The sequence below is a fragment of the Neobacillus sp. D3-1R genome (assembly GCF_052180215.1).
Taxonomy (GTDB): domain Bacteria; phylum Bacillota; class Bacilli; order Bacillales; family Cytobacillaceae; genus Pseudoneobacillus.
This window is the reverse complement of the sequence record NZ_CP197471.1, coordinates 1,968,586-1,986,417: the sequence shown is the minus strand read 5'-3', so window position 1 is coordinate 1,986,417 and position 17,832 is coordinate 1,968,586. Positions and strand designations below refer to the sequence as shown.

At 31.6% G+C, this 17,832-nt stretch carries 22 protein-coding genes and 1 pseudogene; 4 read left to right on the top strand and 19 right to left on the bottom strand.

Annotated elements, in window-relative coordinates:
• Nucleotides 1-213: 213 nt before the first annotated feature.
• The 10 genes from mraY to ACSBPO_RS10100 form a co-directional block, all read right to left on the bottom strand.
• A complete protein-coding gene (mraY, locus tag ACSBPO_RS10145; protein ID WP_442599930.1) occupies nt 214-1,170 on the bottom strand; it encodes a phospho-N-acetylmuramoyl-pentapeptide-transferase in 957 nt (318 codons plus the stop codon).
• A 200-nt stretch (nt 1,171-1,370) separates the two neighbouring features.
• Nucleotides 1,371-1,547, bottom strand: coding sequence for a hypothetical protein (locus tag ACSBPO_RS10140; RefSeq protein WP_442599929.1), 177 nt, complete (start codon nt 1,545-1,547; stop codon nt 1,371-1,373).
• Nucleotides 1,548-1,892: 345 nt separating this feature from the next.
• Nucleotides 1,893-2,351 (bottom strand): SRPBCC family protein, encoded by a 459-nt coding sequence (locus tag ACSBPO_RS10135; RefSeq protein ID WP_442599928.1) that lies wholly within the window; start codon nt 2,349-2,351, stop codon nt 1,893-1,895.
• 90 nt (nt 2,352-2,441) lie between these two features.
• The gene (locus ACSBPO_RS10130) at nt 2,442-2,648 is read right to left on the bottom strand and encodes a hypothetical protein (RefSeq protein WP_442599927.1); all 207 of its coding nucleotides are present in this window, start codon (nt 2,646-2,648) and stop codon (nt 2,442-2,444) included.
• A 263-nt stretch (nt 2,649-2,911) separates the two neighbouring features.
• Complete coding sequence (locus tag ACSBPO_RS10125) at nt 2,912-3,643, bottom strand: hypothetical protein (RefSeq protein ID WP_442599926.1); 732 nt, start codon at nt 3,641-3,643, stop codon at nt 2,912-2,914.
• Nucleotides 3,643-4,155: a sigma-70 family RNA polymerase sigma factor gene (locus tag ACSBPO_RS10120; protein ID WP_442599925.1), complete on the bottom strand. Its 513-nt coding sequence runs from the start codon at nt 4,153-4,155 to the stop codon at nt 3,643-3,645. Before ACSBPO_RS10120 ends, ACSBPO_RS10125 begins: the two co-directional genes overlap by 1 nt.
• A 1,052-nt stretch (nt 4,156-5,207) precedes the next feature.
• Nucleotides 5,208-5,654, bottom strand: coding sequence for a hypothetical protein (locus tag ACSBPO_RS10115; RefSeq protein ID WP_442599924.1), 447 nt, complete (start codon nt 5,652-5,654; stop codon nt 5,208-5,210).
• A 192-nt stretch (nt 5,655-5,846) separates the two neighbouring features.
• The gene (locus ACSBPO_RS10110) at nt 5,847-6,032 is read right to left on the bottom strand and encodes a DUF2187 family protein (protein ID WP_442599923.1); all 186 of its coding nucleotides are present in this window, start codon (nt 6,030-6,032) and stop codon (nt 5,847-5,849) included.
• A gap of 208 nt (nt 6,033-6,240) precedes the next feature.
• A complete protein-coding gene (locus tag ACSBPO_RS10105) occupies nt 6,241-6,768 on the bottom strand; it encodes a hypothetical protein (protein WP_442599922.1) in 528 nt (175 codons plus the stop codon).
• A 679-nt stretch (nt 6,769-7,447) separates the two neighbouring features.
• The gene (locus ACSBPO_RS10100; RefSeq protein ID WP_442599921.1) at nt 7,448-7,903 is read right to left on the bottom strand and encodes an NUDIX hydrolase; all 456 of its coding nucleotides are present in this window, start codon (nt 7,901-7,903) and stop codon (nt 7,448-7,450) included.
• A 410-nt stretch (nt 7,904-8,313) separates the two neighbouring features.
• Between ACSBPO_RS10100 and ACSBPO_RS10095 the strand changes: the two genes are divergently transcribed.
• Both ACSBPO_RS10095 and ACSBPO_RS10090 read left to right on the top strand, forming a co-directional pair.
• Nucleotides 8,314-9,318, top strand: a complete 1,005-nt coding sequence (locus ACSBPO_RS10095; RefSeq protein ID WP_442599920.1) for a DUF3231 family protein — start codon at nt 8,314-8,316, stop codon at nt 9,316-9,318.
• A gap of 348 nt (nt 9,319-9,666) precedes the next feature.
• Nucleotides 9,667-10,056, top strand: coding sequence for a DinB family protein (locus ACSBPO_RS10090; RefSeq protein ID WP_442599919.1), 390 nt, complete (start codon nt 9,667-9,669; stop codon nt 10,054-10,056).
• A 120-nt stretch (nt 10,057-10,176) separates the two neighbouring features.
• Here ACSBPO_RS10090 and ACSBPO_RS10085 read toward each other — a convergent pair whose 3' ends face one another.
• The 6 genes from ACSBPO_RS10085 to ACSBPO_RS10060 form a co-directional block, all read right to left on the bottom strand.
• On the bottom strand, nt 10,177-10,863 hold the full coding sequence (locus ACSBPO_RS10085) for a hypothetical protein (RefSeq protein ID WP_442599918.1): 687 nt from the start codon (nt 10,861-10,863) through the stop codon (nt 10,177-10,179).
• A gap of 254 nt (nt 10,864-11,117) precedes the next feature.
• Entirely contained in the window at nt 11,118-11,633 is a 516-nt protein-coding gene (locus tag ACSBPO_RS10080) for a GNAT family N-acetyltransferase (RefSeq protein ID WP_442599917.1), read from the bottom strand.
• 906 nt (nt 11,634-12,539) lie between these two features.
• The gene (locus tag ACSBPO_RS10075) at nt 12,540-13,007 is read right to left on the bottom strand and encodes an NUDIX hydrolase (RefSeq protein ID WP_442599916.1); all 468 of its coding nucleotides are present in this window, start codon (nt 13,005-13,007) and stop codon (nt 12,540-12,542) included.
• A 140-nt stretch (nt 13,008-13,147) separates the two neighbouring features.
• Nucleotides 13,148-13,330 carry a hypothetical protein gene (locus ACSBPO_RS10070; RefSeq protein WP_442599914.1) on the bottom strand — a complete coding sequence of 61 codons (183 nt, stop codon included), beginning with the start codon at nt 13,328-13,330 and terminating at the stop codon, nt 13,148-13,150.
• A 264-nt stretch (nt 13,331-13,594) separates the two neighbouring features.
• On the bottom strand, nt 13,595-13,783 hold the full coding sequence (locus tag ACSBPO_RS10065; RefSeq protein ID WP_442599913.1) for a hypothetical protein: 189 nt from the start codon (nt 13,781-13,783) through the stop codon (nt 13,595-13,597).
• Nucleotides 13,784-14,150: 367 nt separating this feature from the next.
• Nucleotides 14,151-14,399, bottom strand: a complete 249-nt coding sequence (locus ACSBPO_RS10060; RefSeq protein WP_442599912.1) for a hypothetical protein — start codon at nt 14,397-14,399, stop codon at nt 14,151-14,153.
• Between the two features lie 164 nt (nt 14,400-14,563).
• Between ACSBPO_RS10060 and ACSBPO_RS10055 the strand changes: the two genes are divergently transcribed.
• Nucleotides 14,564-15,166: a DUF2441 domain-containing protein gene (locus ACSBPO_RS10055; RefSeq protein WP_442599911.1), complete on the top strand. Its 603-nt coding sequence runs from the start codon at nt 14,564-14,566 to the stop codon at nt 15,164-15,166.
• Nucleotides 15,167-15,213: 47 nt separating this feature from the next.
• On the opposite strand, the pseudogene ACSBPO_RS10050 reads toward ACSBPO_RS10055, so the two are convergent.
• Nucleotides 15,214-16,078, bottom strand: a pseudogene (locus ACSBPO_RS10050) (IS1595 family transposase); the annotation flags it as partial.
• Nucleotides 16,079-16,236: 158 nt separating this feature from the next.
• On the opposite strand from ACSBPO_RS10050, the gene ACSBPO_RS10045 reads away from it, so the two are divergent.
• Nucleotides 16,237-16,365, top strand: a complete 129-nt coding sequence (locus ACSBPO_RS10045) for an FbpB family small basic protein (protein WP_442599910.1) — start codon at nt 16,237-16,239, stop codon at nt 16,363-16,365.
• Between the two features lie 372 nt (nt 16,366-16,737).
• Here ACSBPO_RS10045 and ACSBPO_RS10040 read toward each other — a convergent pair whose 3' ends face one another.
• On the bottom strand, nt 16,738-17,232 hold the full coding sequence (locus ACSBPO_RS10040) for a cysteine hydrolase family protein (RefSeq protein ID WP_442600343.1): 495 nt from the start codon (nt 17,230-17,232) through the stop codon (nt 16,738-16,740).
• A 106-nt stretch (nt 17,233-17,338) separates the two neighbouring features.
• Nucleotides 17,339-17,743 (bottom strand): hypothetical protein, encoded by a 405-nt coding sequence (locus tag ACSBPO_RS10035; protein WP_442599909.1) that lies wholly within the window; start codon nt 17,741-17,743, stop codon nt 17,339-17,341.
• Between the last annotated feature and the right edge of the window lie 89 nt (nt 17,744-17,832).

The window sequence follows — 17,832 nt, the reverse complement described above, 5'->3', positions numbered from 1 at the left end:
TACCAAAATATGGTACCCCTACAAGTGCACCTTTTTATAATATTAAAAAGGAGTTCGATAACAAAATGAATTTCATCTTCATTTATTTAATGATCGGGGTATTAATTAGTACATCCATTTATGCGGTGGCAGATTTTCGACCTTGGTATTTCTTTTCTGCATTATGCATTGCCTGGTTACCTCTAATATTCATTGGAATGATTATATCTTTATTTATGGATTTAGAAGAAATCTCCAATAAGCTAAACAGATAAAAGCACAAAACCAAGAAATAAATCCAAAAACCGTGACAATTGTAGTTTCGGACCACCCATACTTTAAGCCAAAATGATAATGAATCGGTGTCATTTTGAAAATTCGCTTATGAGTAAGTTTAAATGACGAAACTTGTAAAATAACCGAAAGTTGTTCAGCGAAATAGATAAAGAACAAAATGGGAATTAAAATTTCAACTTTCTCCATAACAGCAAGAAACGAAAGCGATCCCCCTATAGCTAATGATCCCGTATCCCCCATAAAAGCTTTTGCAGGATATATGTTATAAATAAGAAAGCCGAGTAAACATCCAATCATAATTAAACTAAAAATTTTCACCTCAGAACTGGCTGAAACCATAAAAAAGAAAAAGTATGAAGGGATTGCAACAACTCCTAAAAGACCGTCTAAACCATCCGTGAAATTTATGGCATTTGCAGAACCTACAATAAATAAGGTGATGATAATGACATATAAAACCATTGGAAGATCCAAGGAAATATTTTTATAAATATTAATCCTGGTGTCTATGCCTATTTCGTTAATCACGTAAAAAAGCAAAAATCCAGTAAAGATAAATTGAAAAATAAGTTTGGTCCTACTCGATACCCCTCCTGGATCTTGACGAGAAGCTTTCCAAAAATCATCCAAAAATCCAACAAAACTAAAAAGAATATAGGTAATAGATAGGAAATACATTAATGGAGTAGGTGAAAAAAGTATTGATACAATAATTCCTACAAAAAGAATCAATCCAAACATTAACGGAGTGCCTTTTTTTAACTGATGATCTGAAGGAAGTTCTTTTCTTATCGGTTGAATGAGCCTAAGTTTTCTCAAAGCAGCAATTAATAGTGGAGATAAAATTAAAACAATTACAAAAGCAATTAACCCTGGGATTATTTGTTCACTCACTATTCATTTTCTCCTTTTCTCTTTTTTATCTATAATAAATTCTATAAAACTCATTCATTACCTCTATTTCATATAAACCAATATTAGAAGGCGGAATTTTTGATTAAAGTAGATAACCCGCTCCCTTAATTGCAAAATAAAAAGGAACCGACTTAGCGATCCCTCTCATTAACTCTTTCTTTTCGATGATCTCTAAGAGTTTACCTAGTCAAAACATAATAAATCACATAGAACCAACTAAAGAACCCGTGAATGATTGCCCATAGAACTGATTTATGAATACTCCAAGATATTGTAATGGCCAATGCAGAGCCAAAAGTAATGGCGCTTTTAGAACCAACTGGGACATTCAATCTTTTTTCTGTCTTTTCTTTCATACCCCAACCTCCATTTTTTCTGAATCAATTTTTCCTTTTCTATTTGTTAATACTTATTCTTCATTTAAAAGGTTATTCCCTTCATCTATTAATATCTAAGAATGGCATTAGGCTAAACTTCCCCCATACTTTCGAAAGGCAAAATAAAAAGCTGTAAACACAAGTTGTGAATAAAAACTTGTATATTCCAGCTGATTGAGACCGTTTGATATGGAATTTATTATAAGCATTTTGGTTATCAATAGGTTTAATTTCTTTTGGTTCATTGCACACTGCTAAAATCAATGATATTAAACGGATAAAATTAAAAATATTCTCCTCTTCATAAACGTTCCTCATTTAATATTAGATATTACTTTTTTCTGCAATCTCTTTTAGGGCAGTTGCACGAGAAATAATAAATTCTCTCATATATTTCTCCAAAAACCATTTATCTGCAATAACTCCAAGTAAACCAAACGGTGACTTATATTCAAATCTATCTATCATTAAGGTGCCGCCTGCTTCTTCAATAAACTGATGGGTATGAACGAAGGACTGAAAAGCTCCTCTCACCATAATATCCACAAATTTATGGGGCTTTTCCATTAATGTCACTTGAGAGGTCAGCCTTTGTTTAAAACCAAAATGAACGGCTTCCCATGTAACAGTATCTCCTTGTTCTAAAAACCCTTTTGTTACACCTGAAACAGCTCTTTCTCTCGTTTTAGAGGTCGTTTGAGTATGAACATCTACGTTCCTTGCTAGGTCAAAGCAGACTTCAATAGGAGCTTTAATAAATTGATGATGCTCAATCACAGGCATTTTATTTCTCCTTATACGAGCTTTTATTCCAAATTTTTATATTTCAATTTACTACTATTGGAATTTCTAATTTATGTTTGATTGATCTTGTTAGTTCATTATCCAAAATCCAATGGTTAACAAAATCATTGAAAGGATAATACCGAATGATATTTGTAATAGCATTTGCTTGAATTTCTCATCATCATTTTGAGCTTCTTGGCAGTCCATAAAAAAAGACAATAATCCCGACGTGAATATGCTATCCCATATTTTCCATATTTTATCTTTCTTATTTATGTCATTTTTATCACCCAAGTTTATCCCTCCTTAATGTAAAGATTACCATATAAACCCATTGTCATTGTTAAAGTACACTGCTTTTTTATCGAAATTCGCACCAAAAAAGACGATATTAACAAGTTTTGATGAATAAAAACTCGTTTATTTTCGGCTTTCTGAATATTTACTTATGCTACAATAGTTTTCGTTAGTTCCTAACAAAAAAAGACTAGAATACTGAATTCAGAACAGGAATTATCCCAACAAATAGCAAGATAAGCATGAAGCGATATCTTTTATTATAAGTCTTTTAGCTGTTTTGTTATCTCCTCAAGAACCTGTTCGGAGTCGGATAATGTAAACCCGTCTGTTATTCTCATTTGCACGCTATATCCTCCAACTTTTGTATTAATATTTACTAAAACAAACTCGCCTGCATCTCTTTTGAAATGTTCATATTCAACAGTCATTCCATTTATTACCTTTTTCTGCACTCCGCTGTTTCCAAATTCTAATCTTCCTGGTCGGTATTGAATATTGATTACTTCTTTGCCAAGGTAAGGACCATAAAGTAATAAACTTTCCTGTTCCTTTTCCCACTTTTTTTGCTGATTGTCACTTTTAAATCGTGGATCTATCTCACCTTTTTCGTTTCCATACGAAATAGTCAGATCACTTGGATTATCTAGAAAAGCTGGTTTCGTAATTGCGGAAAAAATAATAGGGTATTCTTCCAATTCAGGAATTACGACAGATTTACCAAATTCGCCTACAGCAATTTTTTCAATGGAAGCAGAAACACTCTTGGAGTCAATAATTAAATTCCAAAGTAATACACTCAAAATCATCACCATACAGAACGCTGCTACAGCGGGGGCAATGAATTTTTTAAAAGTTTTCTTTGATTTACTTTTCATAGATTTTTCTATTATTGTAATAGCAAACTGAGCTGCTTCTGTTTCTGACAAATTAAGTTGATTGAAAAAGTGATTATCAAGAGACTTTTTTAATTTTTCATCATATCCCTCCATTAAAAGTCAAACCTCCTTTTCACAAGGTCTCTACTGCGGATAAGTCTTGTTTTTACAGTATTCACACTTAAATTAAGTAAACTACTAATTTCATTCGTATCAAGCCCCTGATAATAATAAAGAATAATCACTTCTCGATATTTAACTGGGAGTTGCATGATCAAATTTGCAAGTTCTTTGTCTCGAAAATTGCTTATGGTAATTCCCTCAACGTCCTTTTTCACTAGTTCGTCTTTTATTATCCAATTAGTTAGTTGAACTTTACGGTAATGCCAGCTTTTTAAGTAGTCCTTTGATTTATTAACTGCTATTTTTAATAACCAAGTCCTAATTGAGCTTTCCCCCCGGAAATTTTCAAGATTCTTATAGGCAGATATGAAAACTTCCTGCGTAATGTCCTCCATTGAATGATAGTTTTTAACATATGAAAACACTATTTTTCGGATATCATTCACGTATGTTTCAACAATTTTATTAAACTCATTCAAATTCTCACTTCTATCTTGCTCCACAGTCTTCCCCCTTTCATTTTCTATGCTATATAAAAGACGAATCTCAAAGTATGTAAGGTTCAAATATATATTTATTAAGGCTCTTTTCTGAAACATTGTTGCTTTTTGGTAACTAATAATTAAGCATTTCACAATATAGGGTGTTAAACTCTTATGAAATGAAGAAAAGAGCTGAGCACTTATTAGGAGAGCCCTAAAACCACAAACTATCCGAAAACAGCTTTTATTAATAACTTAAATGAAAACGGCTATAATTACATTTTCCATCAATTATTAAGTCTCCACAGTCATTAACTATAAAAAATATAAAAAAACCTGAAGATATACAAGTAATGTATAAAAACTTGTATATCTTCAGCTTCTTAAGAATGGTCTTAATTGTTAACGCTCTTCCCTTAGTTGCATAGAGTAAGAGCTATTGAAATCCTCCAATATCTTTGTTATCTCCCATTATATAGTTCGAACTCTCGCCTGGCTTAGTGCTTGGGTCAATAGTTATGTGTGGGTTATTGTTATTCCTCTTTCGTCTGCAGTCTATAAATAAAGCTATTGCCAAAATTAAAAGAATAAAGCCGATAAAAAAAATGCTCACCTTCATTCTGGGAACACTCCTTTCACTTCATAATATGTCATTAATATTTTTGGTAAACCTCTTATAAAATGAAAAAAGCCTATTTTTAAAAGTCTTTCTTACATTAAGTCTACTAACCGCTTTAAATAATTAAGATTATTATCATTGGCTTACTCATTTCAGTTAGAATATTTAATCTTTTTAGAAATATTGGAACAAGAAAAATAGCTAATCCAAGTAATTTCATCAAGTAATAAATTATTTTAGGTTGTTTAATCATTGGTTTCCACCTAAAAATTTCATACTGTTTAATCTCTATTCCTAAAAATAATTCCTTGTTAGACTAGCAAACTAATAATCCTTACTACACAAAAGTGGACTAAAAGAGAAATAGATATAAACAAACCTTGCCTGGACTTCTTCAAATAATTTGTTGAGGAACAATTTCTCTCCGTTACTTCTCGATAAAGTTATCGCTACATTATTTTACTTTTAAAATTCTCGGAATCGTATTTAAACTATATGTAGTTCTTCCGACAGTAGTAGGTGACATTTGTACGAATAATTCGTATTCTCCTTTTTCAAGGTTAAAATCAACTAGATTTTGGGAGAACTTTTCTCCTTTTTCCATTGTTGTTTTAACATTATCAAAATCAACCTGCTTTATAATACTTCCATTTTCTTTATTTCTAATAATAATCGTGATAATAGGTTCCTGATTTAACTGTATTTCTTCTTCTCCAAGGTATTCTAAGTAAGACTCTATTTCTATGGTTTCTCCTGTCTTATAAACCCCTTTATCTGTATTGATGACTAACTTAAAATCATCTGATTGTTTTTCTTCAATTATGGGATCTGTTGATATATTGGTACTACATCCAATAAGCATTAATATAAGACTGATAAGAATAAAATAAACTTTTTTCACATTTTCCTCTCCCTACATAGGACATCTATTTACTATATATACCATAAATCTTAACCCACTAACTTCTCCCATTCTTTCTGAACAAAAAATAAAAAGCTGAAAACACAAGTAGTGAATTAAAACTTGTATGTTTTCAACTTATTGAGCTTTTGTTATGGAAGAATAGCTAACCGTTACTTTGAGTATATTTTTTCACAAAGCCTCATTAGTAATTTTATAATTTTTATGATTGACAATGGTTATAAGTGGTTGGTTTTTTTCTTTATTGTATCCGTACTCAACAATAACAGAATTTTCTCTAACAACCGTAACATTACCTTTATAGCTTTGCCCTTCACGCTTAAATAATATATTGTCCCCGATTTTAGCAGTTGCCATTTTATCACCCCTATTTTATTATTTTCAACAAAGATAGAAAAATGCAGGAACAATTAAAATACAAACTGTAATTATTGAGAAAAAAGAGGGCTCCGCAGCAACCTTTTGTTTTTAACAATAGCTCTCCGTTAGTTGATGTTCAGTTAAAAAGTATTCTTCAATGCCTTTGCAGCTCTAGCTTCAAGACTGATTACTAAAGTAATTTTTATTACTTCAATCCTTCAATAGTTTTAAAAATTCTTGAATATAACTCTTTTATGTTTTCATCCGTTTTTAAATCATTATATAATCCAAATCCCCAACTTTTTAATGATTTATCTTCGTCTGATGTAATAACCCCAACAGCATAGTTATTGCCAGTAGTCCAATTCCAAGACTCATTAAATTCTGTTTCTTTTTCAGTAAAAGGGATATGACTATTGGCTGAAACAAAAAAGAAAGGAATAGTTGAGTCTAAGTAAGTATTTGCATACTTGCTTTCAGCAGCTTGGGGAAGATTTTCTTCTGTTATAAAGACTGCATCATATGAGCCTATTTCCTCGTCTGTTAGTTCGTCGAAAGAAATTTCACTAAAGGTAACTTGTTTCTCTTTCACTTCTGGTGTTTCTCCAACTACTGCTATTCTTAAAGATTTCCCTTCATACAACTCGAAATGATTACTTTGAGTACAAGCCGATAATGCGAATATTAGTATTATTAGGAATACATAAGATAAATAGTTCTTACCTTTATTCATATTCAATCCCTCACAATGATATTGTTTAATTGCAATTCCTTATCAATAATATTACGCATATAGCTAATGAAAAGTTTCAGTAATGACTCCTGCACTAACCTTCCCTATGCTTTTCGATGGCAATTTAAAAAGCTGAAGTCACAAGTAGTGAATAAAAACTTGTATATTTTCAGCTTATTGGTATCGGTTGTTATGAAAGAATAGCCTTCGTTAGTTATATAGGAAATTTGGATTTAGAGGTAATAGTAATAACAATAATCGGATTGGTAAGTCGAAAATTTCAGCATACAGAAATCTACATAAGTCCAAGATAAAAAAGAATTATAGCCAAAATTAAAATCCCTAAAATTATTAAAGGACTGGCTCCCGAACTATACATTATGTATATAAACACAGAAAGAAATATAAGCAAGAAAAGAGACAGAAAAATCGTTAGAGTCATATTTTTATTATTTTTCATAACAACTCAGCCCCTTACTGTTTTTCAATCTAAATATCCCCTGAACAAAGAAAAAGTAATGATAATATTTTACCACAAAAATCCAATTCCTTCTTAAACTAAACTGCTCTTTTAATGCCGTTTACAAACCAAAAAGTCCAAGATACGCCAAGGATATGAATAAGATCCTGCATATTTTGGACTTCTTATAATGTATTGTTATGGAAAAAACGCTCTCCATTAGTTGAATAATCTATATTTCTTTAGAGCTTCACTAATTGCCCAACTCTGATGTTCGTGAAATAAGTTATGTATAGCTTGAGATGGTTTAATCCATTTTAAAAAGTGGTCTTCCTCTATTGGGTTACTTACTTTCTTAACAATTTCGCAAATATAAAAATAGCCTTCACTTAGATAATACTTAAATTCATTTGTAGAATAGAAATATCTATTAGCACATCCTATAAAATCAACAATTTTAATGTCCAGTCCCATTTCTTCTAAGGCTTCTCTTTTTAGACATTCCTCGTGTGTCTCATTACCTTCTATTCCACCACCCGGAAGAAAATACTTTCCATCACCTGTTTGAATAATAGCTACTTTATTATTCAGGCCATTGAACATCACACAATAAACAGCAGGTCTTATTATGTACTCTTTGCCTTCTTCCTTTTTTCCAAATGTAATAATATCCATTACCAAATCACACCTTGTCCCTTTCATTCATCTAAAACAAACCTGCACCTTTAGTACCTAAAAAGGCAATACTTCTTTATGAAGTAAAGCTCTTACGTTACTTCCATATGCTTTCTTTGTTTAGCTCTTTCCGTAATTCGTTGCTTATTTAATTAAATTGAAGATTCATAAAAAAAAACGGTTCCTTTAAGGTTGAGTCGATTTCTTAAAATACAATAAGAGGTTGAAATTATTTGATTTCAAAATGCAACAAACTTTTAAAACAAGCTTTGTTTATTTATTTTCTTTTCGATATAGCTAGGTTTCCATTCGTTACTTTATATATATTTCTTCACAATATATTTCTCCAAATGAATTAGCAATATAATACTCCCATCGGAAATTGGAAATAATACCTGCGAGGTGATAATGTGGATACGGAAAAATTAAAACTTACATCTTCTGAAATAGGTTCCTTATGGGCTGAGTATATTAATGGAACAGCGACGGACTTAATAAATAGATATATGTACTCCATTATTGAAGATGAAGCAATAAAAGCTGTTTTTTATGATGCTATTCAGACATTCGAAAAACAGAAGAAACAAATTAAGACTTTTTTTGAAAATGAAGGATTTCCTGTCCCAATTGGATTTAATGAAGACGACTTATATTTAGGGAAAAAGAGATTGTTTACAGATGAATTCTGCCTGAATTATTTACACATAATGTCTTTACATGGATTATTAGGGCACTCTACAGCTTTAGGCATTTCTGTAAGGAAAGACTTAAGGGAATTTTACGACACATGCGATAATGACGCCAAAAAGATGTATCATCAAACTATTGAGTTATTGCTTGAAAAGGGAATTTTTCAGAGAGACCCATTATTTTATGCATATGAACGGCCAGAATATATTTCAAGCAAAGATTTTAAAGATGGTTATTTTGGGAAGGGCCGAACCCTTGCAGCGACAGAAATCATTAGTATTTCTTTAAATCTCAAAAAAAGTATACTGACAAAAACCCTTTCTATTTCATTCAGTCAGGTGGCAGGTTCAAAAGAGGTTAGAAAATTTTTAACTCGATCAGAAAACACTGCTGATGAACAAATAAAAGCATTTGCCAAAATAATGCAAGCTGATAACTTACCAGTTCCGAAATCCTTAGAAACAGAAGTTTCACCTTCAACTGAATCCCCATTCTCCGATAAATTATTACTGTATCATATGGGATTTTTGTTTCAAGCTGCACAAAATTATCATGGCGCAGGGCTGGCATCATCGATGAGAACAGACCTTGTGACAACTTATGAGTCAACTATCTTACAAAATCTTTTGATTACAAAAAATTGGTTTGATCTAATGGTAGAAAATAAATGGTTAGAACAACCTCCACTTGCACCTAATAGAAATGAAATTGCAAAACAAAAATAACCAAAATGCCCTACCAAATCGGTCGGGCTATTACTTTTTTAAATTTGCTTCAGCTTTGCATAAGAAAAGGAGGTTGCAACAGCAGCCCCTATTGTTACACTAACGCTCTTACGTTACTTCCTTAAGGTTAGAGCTTCTATTAACTGGTTTAGTTGAATAACAAAATCATTTGTTAATGGTTTCGTTAAAGGATTATTTCCACTGAATTAAGAATATAAAGTAACAAAGGTCTGAAAAATTGGAGAGTGTAAACATGATTCATGATATAAAGGAATATGTAAAATATTTAGATGGGATTCATAAACGTACGATGCAATATGTAAAAACAATACCTAATGAACTCCTTGATTGAAGCCTTCTGAAGATAAATTTTCAACAGGTGATTTATTGCGACATATCGCCTCATCTCGGTTGATGTTTCTAGGAATATTTGAACATGGTTCATGGACATACACAGGACATGATACTAGTAAGGCAGCTTCTCTTGAGGATATTTCAAATTATTTAGAGGCATGTCAGATTAAACTAACAGAGGGTCTATTAAAAGTTGGCAACGATGGATTGACAAAAAAGGTCATAACCCTTCATGGTCATGAAGTTAGTGTTTGGAGGATACTTATGGCAATTCCAGAACATGAAATCCATCATCTTGGACAAATCTCAACTTATTTGCAAATAAACAAAATTGAACCTCCTCAAATTTTCGGATTAAAAATTGAACAAGTTAAAACATTATAATTTTAAGAAAAAGCTTTGGACATCATCGTATATCCAAAGCTTTATTTTTATGTCTTGTTACACTCGCTGTAGTAACTCTCCGCAGGAGCCTGAAATTAAAAATAAGCAACACGGAAGGTACTATTCAACATATTGTAGGCTATCAAAAATTTTTACCGCTTCCTTAATGGGACCTTTATAGTAGAAATGATAAACAAATCCATCATCTGTTTCCCAATCAAAATTTGTGTATGCTTCACTTATTGTACCTCGAATATTAATACTTCCTTCGTGAATGTCTTTGTTTTTTAGCCAATTCGCTTTTTTCATAGCGCCAAACAAATCATCTACCTGTTGATAGGGCTCATCCCCATTATCACCATCAAAACGCATTTCCCACGGTCCGTGTTTTGCGTAAATGATAGATCTAATCCTTGGTTGAATCCATAATTTAACGCCGGCTTTCTGTTTGTAAAAAACAAATTCATTCGGTCGGTCACTGCGTGTAACACTACCAACATAACCTGCCAGTTCACCGATTCGACTTGAATCAGGTGGAGGGAATAATTCTGGGTCATTTCGATATGGCTTATCTGTTGATAAAAAATAAATCATGTATTCATTTTCATAAGCTTTCACCTTTACAGAAGTTTGCTTTTTTGATTTACTTTTCTGTACATTCCAATAGGTCGGCAACAAAACCGGAACATTTGTATGTTCTGTTACCCCACTCACAAACGGTCGTAAAAATGGCACGACTTCCAGTGGCTTCGCAAATGCAGAAAGAAAAAATATACTAAAAAGGGATAGTAGCACTAGCTTCTTCAATAAAAAACCCCTCTTTCTAAACATTTTTTATTATAATTCGCATTAACAAAAGCAACTATTTCTGAATTATTTTCTATAAAAAACTTAAATATTATAACTCTTGTACCAGAAAGCTCACTCTATTTGCCAGAAAAATGAGCGACTCCACCTTATTATATAAACCTGCCCCTTTAATTCCATAAAAAAGAGACCGCTTTTAACGATCTAGGTGTGTGACTAATGCTCTTCGTTACTTCCTTAGGATAGTATTGCTTTTAGTTGGATTTCTTCTGCCACTCCATTAAACTAAGATCATTGTTTAGGTCTTTAACTACTATAAAACCACATTTCTTATAACTTGAAATTGCTCTATTATTATTTTTTTTCACCTCTAATAAAACTCTAGAGGCACCTTTATTATCACTAAGGTAATCTAACAACAATTGAATCATTGTGGTACCTATCCCAATACCCCATAAGTACGTTTCTCCAATAAATTGGTCTATTCCATAGATAATTTTGTTTACTTTATAGCCGTATTTCTTTAATTCGGCTTCTGGTATTTCATAGTATTGAATATAACCTATTGGTTCATTTTTGTACTCAACTATACAAGGAATAACATAGTGCTTTCCTTCAATCCTTGGACCGTATTTTTTTATCACTACATCAATGCTTGAAGGTTGTTCTTCGTAAAACTCTAATACCTTTTGGTCATTTAGCCATTTAACCATTAAATAAAAATCATTATGATTCATAAGTCTAATAAGCAGCTCGTTACCAAGTATCATTTTAATTTTCACCCTTTTACTTCTTTAATTTAGAAATTCTATAAATCAGTCATCTTTCCTTCTTTTACTAACCCTGCTTTCTTAACACAAAAAAACGACTGTTCTTTTTGAACAATCGCTTATCGTTAATTTCAAATTCTTATGATATTTCTTCTCGGAACTTTAAATATCAAAATGCCTATTATCCCACCTAAAAAGCTTGCAATAATGAATACATTTTGAACAGACCCAAAACCTTGAGGATTTATTAAACCGATACTTTCTAATGTGAATTTTACAAATTGCATCCCTAAACAAGTTATGAGGAAAATTAAAATCAGTTTTTTAAGATGTTTCGGTTTAAAAAATATGCTAAATAAATTCCTAATGGGATGTATAAAAGTAAGTTTAGAATTAAACTAAAAGTATTAATATAGGAAGTTTTCATAACTAGGGTATCGTAAATACCAAACCAGTCACCAACAGAATGAAAAGAACGTGCAGTGTCATTTTCATTTAGTAGTGGCAGGACAATTCCTCCAGTCTTAAGTTGAAGTAAGTTTATAAGGTAAAAATAAAACTGTAAAAAATAACTCTTCTCACATTGTTTCTTTTCGTTTTTCTAAAATAATCGATGATTAATAAATCAGCGAATATATAAAGAAATAAAATTAATATCCCTGAAGTAGCGAGATTATAGACATTGTATGTTGACCACATAATTTCTTTCTCCCTCCGAAACTCTCTTTACATTAGCATATTTTTACAATTTGCACTTTAACAACTTCATCAAGTAACCTGCACTTTACTGGATCTCGTTCAAAAAAGCCGAGATAAACAAGTTTTCATAAATAAAAACTCGTATATTCTAGACTTTCTATATAAGCAGCTTAAGCAACAATCACTCCGTTACTTCCTTAAGAACCACTACTTTATAACGGGAGTTTCATTTCCATTTAACCAATCGAAAATAAATGGAGCTTGATGTGGATTTAAGTTATGAGGTAACTCAGCTTTATAAAAAAAACACAATTCGCGGCTCTCGTGATTAACTTGTAAAGTTCCATCGTATTCATCTACATAAAAAATAATCTGAACACTAAACACTTTATCGCCATTACCATATTGTGCAAACCCCTTTTCACCTGAATATATACCAAATAATTTAACACTGTTTATGGATAAATTGGTTTCTTCTAAAACTTCTCTTTTAACAGTATCCTCAAATGTCTCCCCTAACTCTAAAATCCCCCCAGGAATTCCCCATATATCAAGATCCGTTCTCCGTTGTAATAAGATACGACCAAACTTATCTAAAATAATTGCACCGCAACCTACTGTTAGCAGTGTTTCATGCCCTATCATCTTTTGCATTGTTTTAATATAATCATTCATTCTATTTACTTCTTTAATATTGGTTATAAGAATAGTTCTTTAAATCCCCTTAAATTCCTTTATCTATATAACTCTCCATAGTCATTTCTATTAAAAAAGCCTTACTCCTTATTTGGAGTAAAGCTCTAACGTTAGTTCCTTTAATTTTCATCCATCTCATTTTCTGCTTTATTTTTTTCGTTTTTTCTTAGATCAATATACATAAGGATAATAAACCAAAACAGACTAAGTAAAATATGAGTATTGGTATTCGTATTATTAAAAAATATCATTGAGAAATAGCCTAATATAAAACTTATTATAACACCTACAATAATAGCCATTATTTTCATCCCCATCATTTATCTCCCAATTCATACTTAATTTATATAATTCAACAAAAAAAGCATTACTTCCTGCCTTTGGAAGTAATGCCCTTACGTTAGTTAATCATCAAACTAAGATAAAGAAGAGCCACTAGATCATTTATTTTTCTTCTTTTTTTAAAATATTTTATTGTGAAATGTATTTTAGAGGAGAAAATAAACTAATGTAACACCAATAATTAATACAATTAGTGAAACAATATATCGTTTCGACTCCTTTAGCTATTTCAAATCTACAAATGACTGGAATCCCAATGCAGCTATTATAAAAATAATCCAAAACCACTTCATTGCTTCACTCTCAATATTAATAAAAATGAAAGTAATGATTCCAAGAGCTGAAAGTATTACCTTCCCCCAAAGGTCAACTGTCTTGCCTTCTTCTAGAGAGTTCTTTTCTTTCTGATCCAACAATGATTATCCTTAAAATTAAATGTGAAAATGCAATAATAATACATATTAATCCAATCATGGTAAATTCCCCCTCTAGCTAGTTTTAACCTTGAATAACAATAAGCAGGATATTTGAGACCGTTAAAGATTGTTAATTAATTAAATTCGCAAAATATCCTATATATTCATGCCAATTCCGCTTTAAAAGGGATTTAATCAAAACTTCTAAAAAAAGGAATTTAAGTTGAATAAAGGAAAATCAAAAAGCCCGAAATAAATAGTTTTGAAAAACCTTTCTATTTCGAGCTTGAATATTTAGATGCTTATGCCACAATCGCTCTTACGTTACTTTAAGTACAACATTTCACAATCTTTCTCTCTCCAACTAAACCATTAAATAATCAATTAGAATACCTAAGAAGATTAAACCAATACCGATAGTAAAATGGATCTTCTTTTCATTTAATCTGATCTTTTCAAAAATAGTAAAAATAATTCCAACTAGACTAATAAAGGCTGCACTTCTTATGAAATATGATGTATTTACAAAAAAGATTTCAGGGAATTTTTGAACAAGACCAGAGATTGTACCTATAACAAGTAAAAATAAAGGAATCCTTAGTTTCCAATACATCTAATCACCTCAGCATTATTTCAACTCAATACTTATACGTTTTAAGCGAAGAATAAGTTTCTCTTATTCAAACGCTGTTTTCGTTAAGTTTGTTGTTTTTAAGCACTTATTGTAAAAAAATCGTTATAATTTGAATAGATATATAAACATTGGGAGGCAGATTTATGGCTAAGAATGATTTTATTGTTTATCACATTGTTACTAGAACCAAAATGAACCTTGGACAAGTTATTAATTTTGACAATAAACAGAAAAATACTTTGTACAGTTTCTTCTTTGAAAGGGAGCGATTAAATTCTAAAAGAGAAGATTTTACAAAGATTTTGTTTGGGAACTATACGGGTGAAGGACTGAACTTAGATAAAGAAGATGCAGAAGTAGCTATTAAATATGTTGACCAAACAATCAGGGCTATTAGAGAAGTAATAGTTGAAATGGTTAGACTCCAAGAGTTTCCTGATTATCCTTCAAGGCTGTCTTGCCTTTACGCAGCTAAAAGCTATGAAGACGCTCTTAAATGGAAAGAGTTATTTGACTCTTACAACAGAAAAGTTTTACAGATAGTAAAACTTAAAGTGAACGGGAATTACTTTGAGGGTGACGGAAATCTTTTACCAAAGGAAGATGGGGTTCCGTTCTCCCGAAAAATCGAACAAGCTAGAGAGTATTGGAATGGTAATACACAAAATGAGCTCCCTGAGATTTTGATTAATGGGAAAATTGAAGTAGTAGAAATTATTGATGATTTTACAATGCCGCTTCAATAAGGTAACCAGTAAAAAAACCTTTAATGACCTCTAATGGAGGTCATTTTTTATGCCCTTCTAAATATTTCAACCTTATTATAGCTTGATTTTTGACAGGCAGAAATAAGCAGATGTTCTACTCGTTTTTCGAAGGACAAATGCTTACCTAATTCATGCCATCTAAACCATAAAGGTAATTATCAAGGGATTTTGTCGCAACACCTTGAAATCTACGCATCCAAGTTTTTAAATGGCTGTGAAAACTATTAACGTGTTGTATATGATATATCCCTTTCTTTACTCGTTCCTTTTTGCTATTGTTAATGGGTTCGTGAATTAACCCTTTGATTTTTGCGAATTTCTTATAGTTCTTAGCTGTATCCGTACATAGAACAGCAGTCTTAGGAATGTATGCCCCGATTGCGTCATCAATTTCTGTTGCTTTAACACGACCAGTGCCTGCTTTCTTAGCAACAATATTTCCATTACGGTCTTGAGCTACTACAACAGCTATTTTAAGGTCAGATATTCCTCTTTTATCGTCAGGATTCTTCCGTTTTTAGACTCTCGGTTAGTCACTTCCCGCCCTTTTAAAGACTCACGAAAGAAGGTTTCATCACTTTCCACTATACCTTCTAATTGATTAAATCCGTGCAATTCTAAAGCATTCAATATCTTATGTCTCCAATAAAATGCGGTTGAAATGTGTCTATCTAGACGTTCAGCGATTTTTGGCAGTGTGAGACCACCAACCATAAATTCAATATACTTCACCCATTTTTCCGGATAACGTGAACCTGAAAATAGTGTATTGGTCATATCATTAAAGGTTTTACCGCAATCCTTACATAGATAGCGTTGTCTAGTGCGATATTTGCCGTTGCGTTTCACTGATGTGCTTCCACAGTGGACACAAGCCAAGCCATTCCAAAAGTATTGAATTAGCTTTCAAAGGTATTCTATAAAAAGTAGTGACTATGGATATTCATAATTAATATTCTATCGGTTGAAATATAAAGCTCTTTGAGTAAATACCAATTCGACAAATTTCTACATTTGTGGTACATTCATCATGAAAGGGAAGTGGATTCATGAAGAAGATCAATAAAAATTTGAATAAGATGATTGAAGAAAATAAACGTGAAATTTTATCCAATCAAACAACTCTTAGTAATATAGAGAAAAAGGTAGACAGTAAAATTATTGAATATTGTAAATAAAAGTTATAATTACAGGCTACTTGTTTAAAGTAGTCTTTTTTATTGAAAGTCTTCCAGCTTAATTGTGCAACTAACCTTCCCGTTAGTATAGTAAAGCAAAGTTTAGAAAAATGTATAAATATTAACATCTATACATTTTATCTAAAAACCATTGCTAGAAGAACTGTAGTTAAAATTGTTAATTTCTATATTTCGTATTTTTGCTAATGTTTAACACGGTAAAAAATCATACTGTATATAATGCCTACTTAGCTGAATAACGAAAAAAAGAGTCGCCGGTCGCAACTCCCTGTTTTCTCAAGCAATTATTTGCAAAAGCAAACTCAATAGAAATAAATTTATCTCCCTAAGAGCTATAAACACTATTTTATTCTATAAAAAAGTTAAAAACCTATTGTTCCAGAGATTCTCATGATGTTCAATGATTGTTTTAGCTCCTAGTAAGTCATTGTTTAGGGTGGTAGTTAACCCTTTTTTCATAAATAATTCATATCCTAATCCATGAGCCATTCTAATAGTTGTATCTACACAATATTCCGTTTGTGCTCCACAAATTTCAAGTTTATTTATATTAAATCTCTTTAGTTGTTCTTGCAATTCCGTCTTGTAAAATGAATTTGCATGTGTTTTATCGATATAGAGATCCGTTTCTTTAGCATCCAGTTCAGGAAACAGTTGCCATTCAGGAGAATGAAGAACCAGATCACTCTCGTTATGTTGTACAAAAATGATTGGGTTGTTATTCTCTCTAAATAAACGAATTCTTTCATTAACTCCTTTTAATACATCCGCTAAGTTATAAAGTGCTGCATTTACAGGCTGAACACCAACCTGCAAGTCAATAATTAATAATGCTGTTTGTTCCATCATGATTATTCTCCTCATACCTTTTAAGTAGATTTCTCCTAATTCTACCTAAAAATAGTTTTATTATTTATATAGAAACTCTATCTTTTAGTTAGTTGTTTTAAAACTAATTAATTGGCTCTTCTATTTCCCTTACAATCACCCATTTTTCGTTCCGTAGATTCCAATTTTCGATGGTAAATAATCGTGCTAACACTTCCTCATCTTTTACAATCAATTGTTCATAAAATACTACCGCATTTTCGTTGTTCCTTAATCGAATCAATCTATTTTCAAACCTCTTACTTGCACCTAGGAAATGTCGAACTGATTGTTGCATACCATCTATAGCTTCTTGTTTTGAGAACATAATAGGATTTTCATTTCCGCTATTAAAAAAAGCAACATAATAATCTTCAGTCATTCGTTCTACTGAGGAGGTGTCACCTGAACTCATTGCATGGTTCCAATCCTTAATAAATCCATCATGCATATTAGTAAATTCATTTAAGCGATTCTGTAATTCAAGCAAGATAAAACCTCACCTTCATTTTTATCTATCAGTCTTTAATTCAACATGTCTATTTCTTTTCCCTTCTCAACTACCCAGACCAATTACTT

Excerpts from the sequence above, each read along its gene's own strand:
- ACSBPO_RS10140 (WP_442599929.1), bottom strand. The coding sequence starts at position 1,547 with ATGAAAGAAAAGACAGAAAAAAGATTGAATGTCCCAGTTGGTTCTAAA.
- ACSBPO_RS10135 (WP_442599928.1), bottom strand. The coding sequence starts at position 2,351 with ATGCCTGTGATTGAGCATCATCAATTTATTAAAGCTCCTATTGAAGTC.
- ACSBPO_RS10125 (WP_442599926.1), bottom strand. The coding sequence starts at position 3,643 with ATGGAGGGATATGATGAAAAATTAAAAAAGTCTCTTGATAATCACTTT.
- ACSBPO_RS10110 (WP_442599923.1), bottom strand. The coding sequence starts at position 6,032 with ATGGCAACTGCTAAAATCGGGGACAATATATTATTTAAGCGTGAAGGG.
- ACSBPO_RS10105 (WP_442599922.1), bottom strand. The coding sequence starts at position 6,768 with ATGAATAAAGGTAAGAACTATTTATCTTATGTATTCCTAATAATACTA.
- ACSBPO_RS10100 (WP_442599921.1), bottom strand. The coding sequence starts at position 7,903 with ATGGATATTATTACATTTGGAAAAAAGGAAGAAGGCAAAGAGTACATA.
- ACSBPO_RS10080 (WP_442599917.1), bottom strand. The coding sequence starts at position 11,633 with ATGATACTTGGTAACGAGCTGCTTATTAGACTTATGAATCATAATGAT.
- ACSBPO_RS10075 (WP_442599916.1), bottom strand. The coding sequence starts at position 13,007 with ATGAATGATTATATTAAAACAATGCAAAAGATGATAGGGCATGAAACA.
- ACSBPO_RS10070 (WP_442599914.1), bottom strand. The coding sequence starts at position 13,330 with ATGGCTATTATTGTAGGTGTTATAATAAGTTTTATATTAGGCTATTTC.
- ACSBPO_RS10060 (WP_442599912.1), bottom strand. The coding sequence starts at position 14,399 with ATGTATTGGAAACTAAGGATTCCTTTATTTTTACTTGTTATAGGTACA.
- ACSBPO_RS10055 (WP_442599911.1), top strand. The coding sequence starts at position 14,564 with ATGGCTAAGAATGATTTTATTGTTTATCACATTGTTACTAGAACCAAA.
- ACSBPO_RS10045 (WP_442599910.1), top strand. The coding sequence starts at position 16,237 with ATGAAGAAGATCAATAAAAATTTGAATAAGATGATTGAAGAAAATAAA.
- ACSBPO_RS10040 (WP_442600343.1), bottom strand. The coding sequence starts at position 17,232 with ATGGAACAAACAGCATTATTAATTATTGACTTGCAGGTTGGTGTTCAG.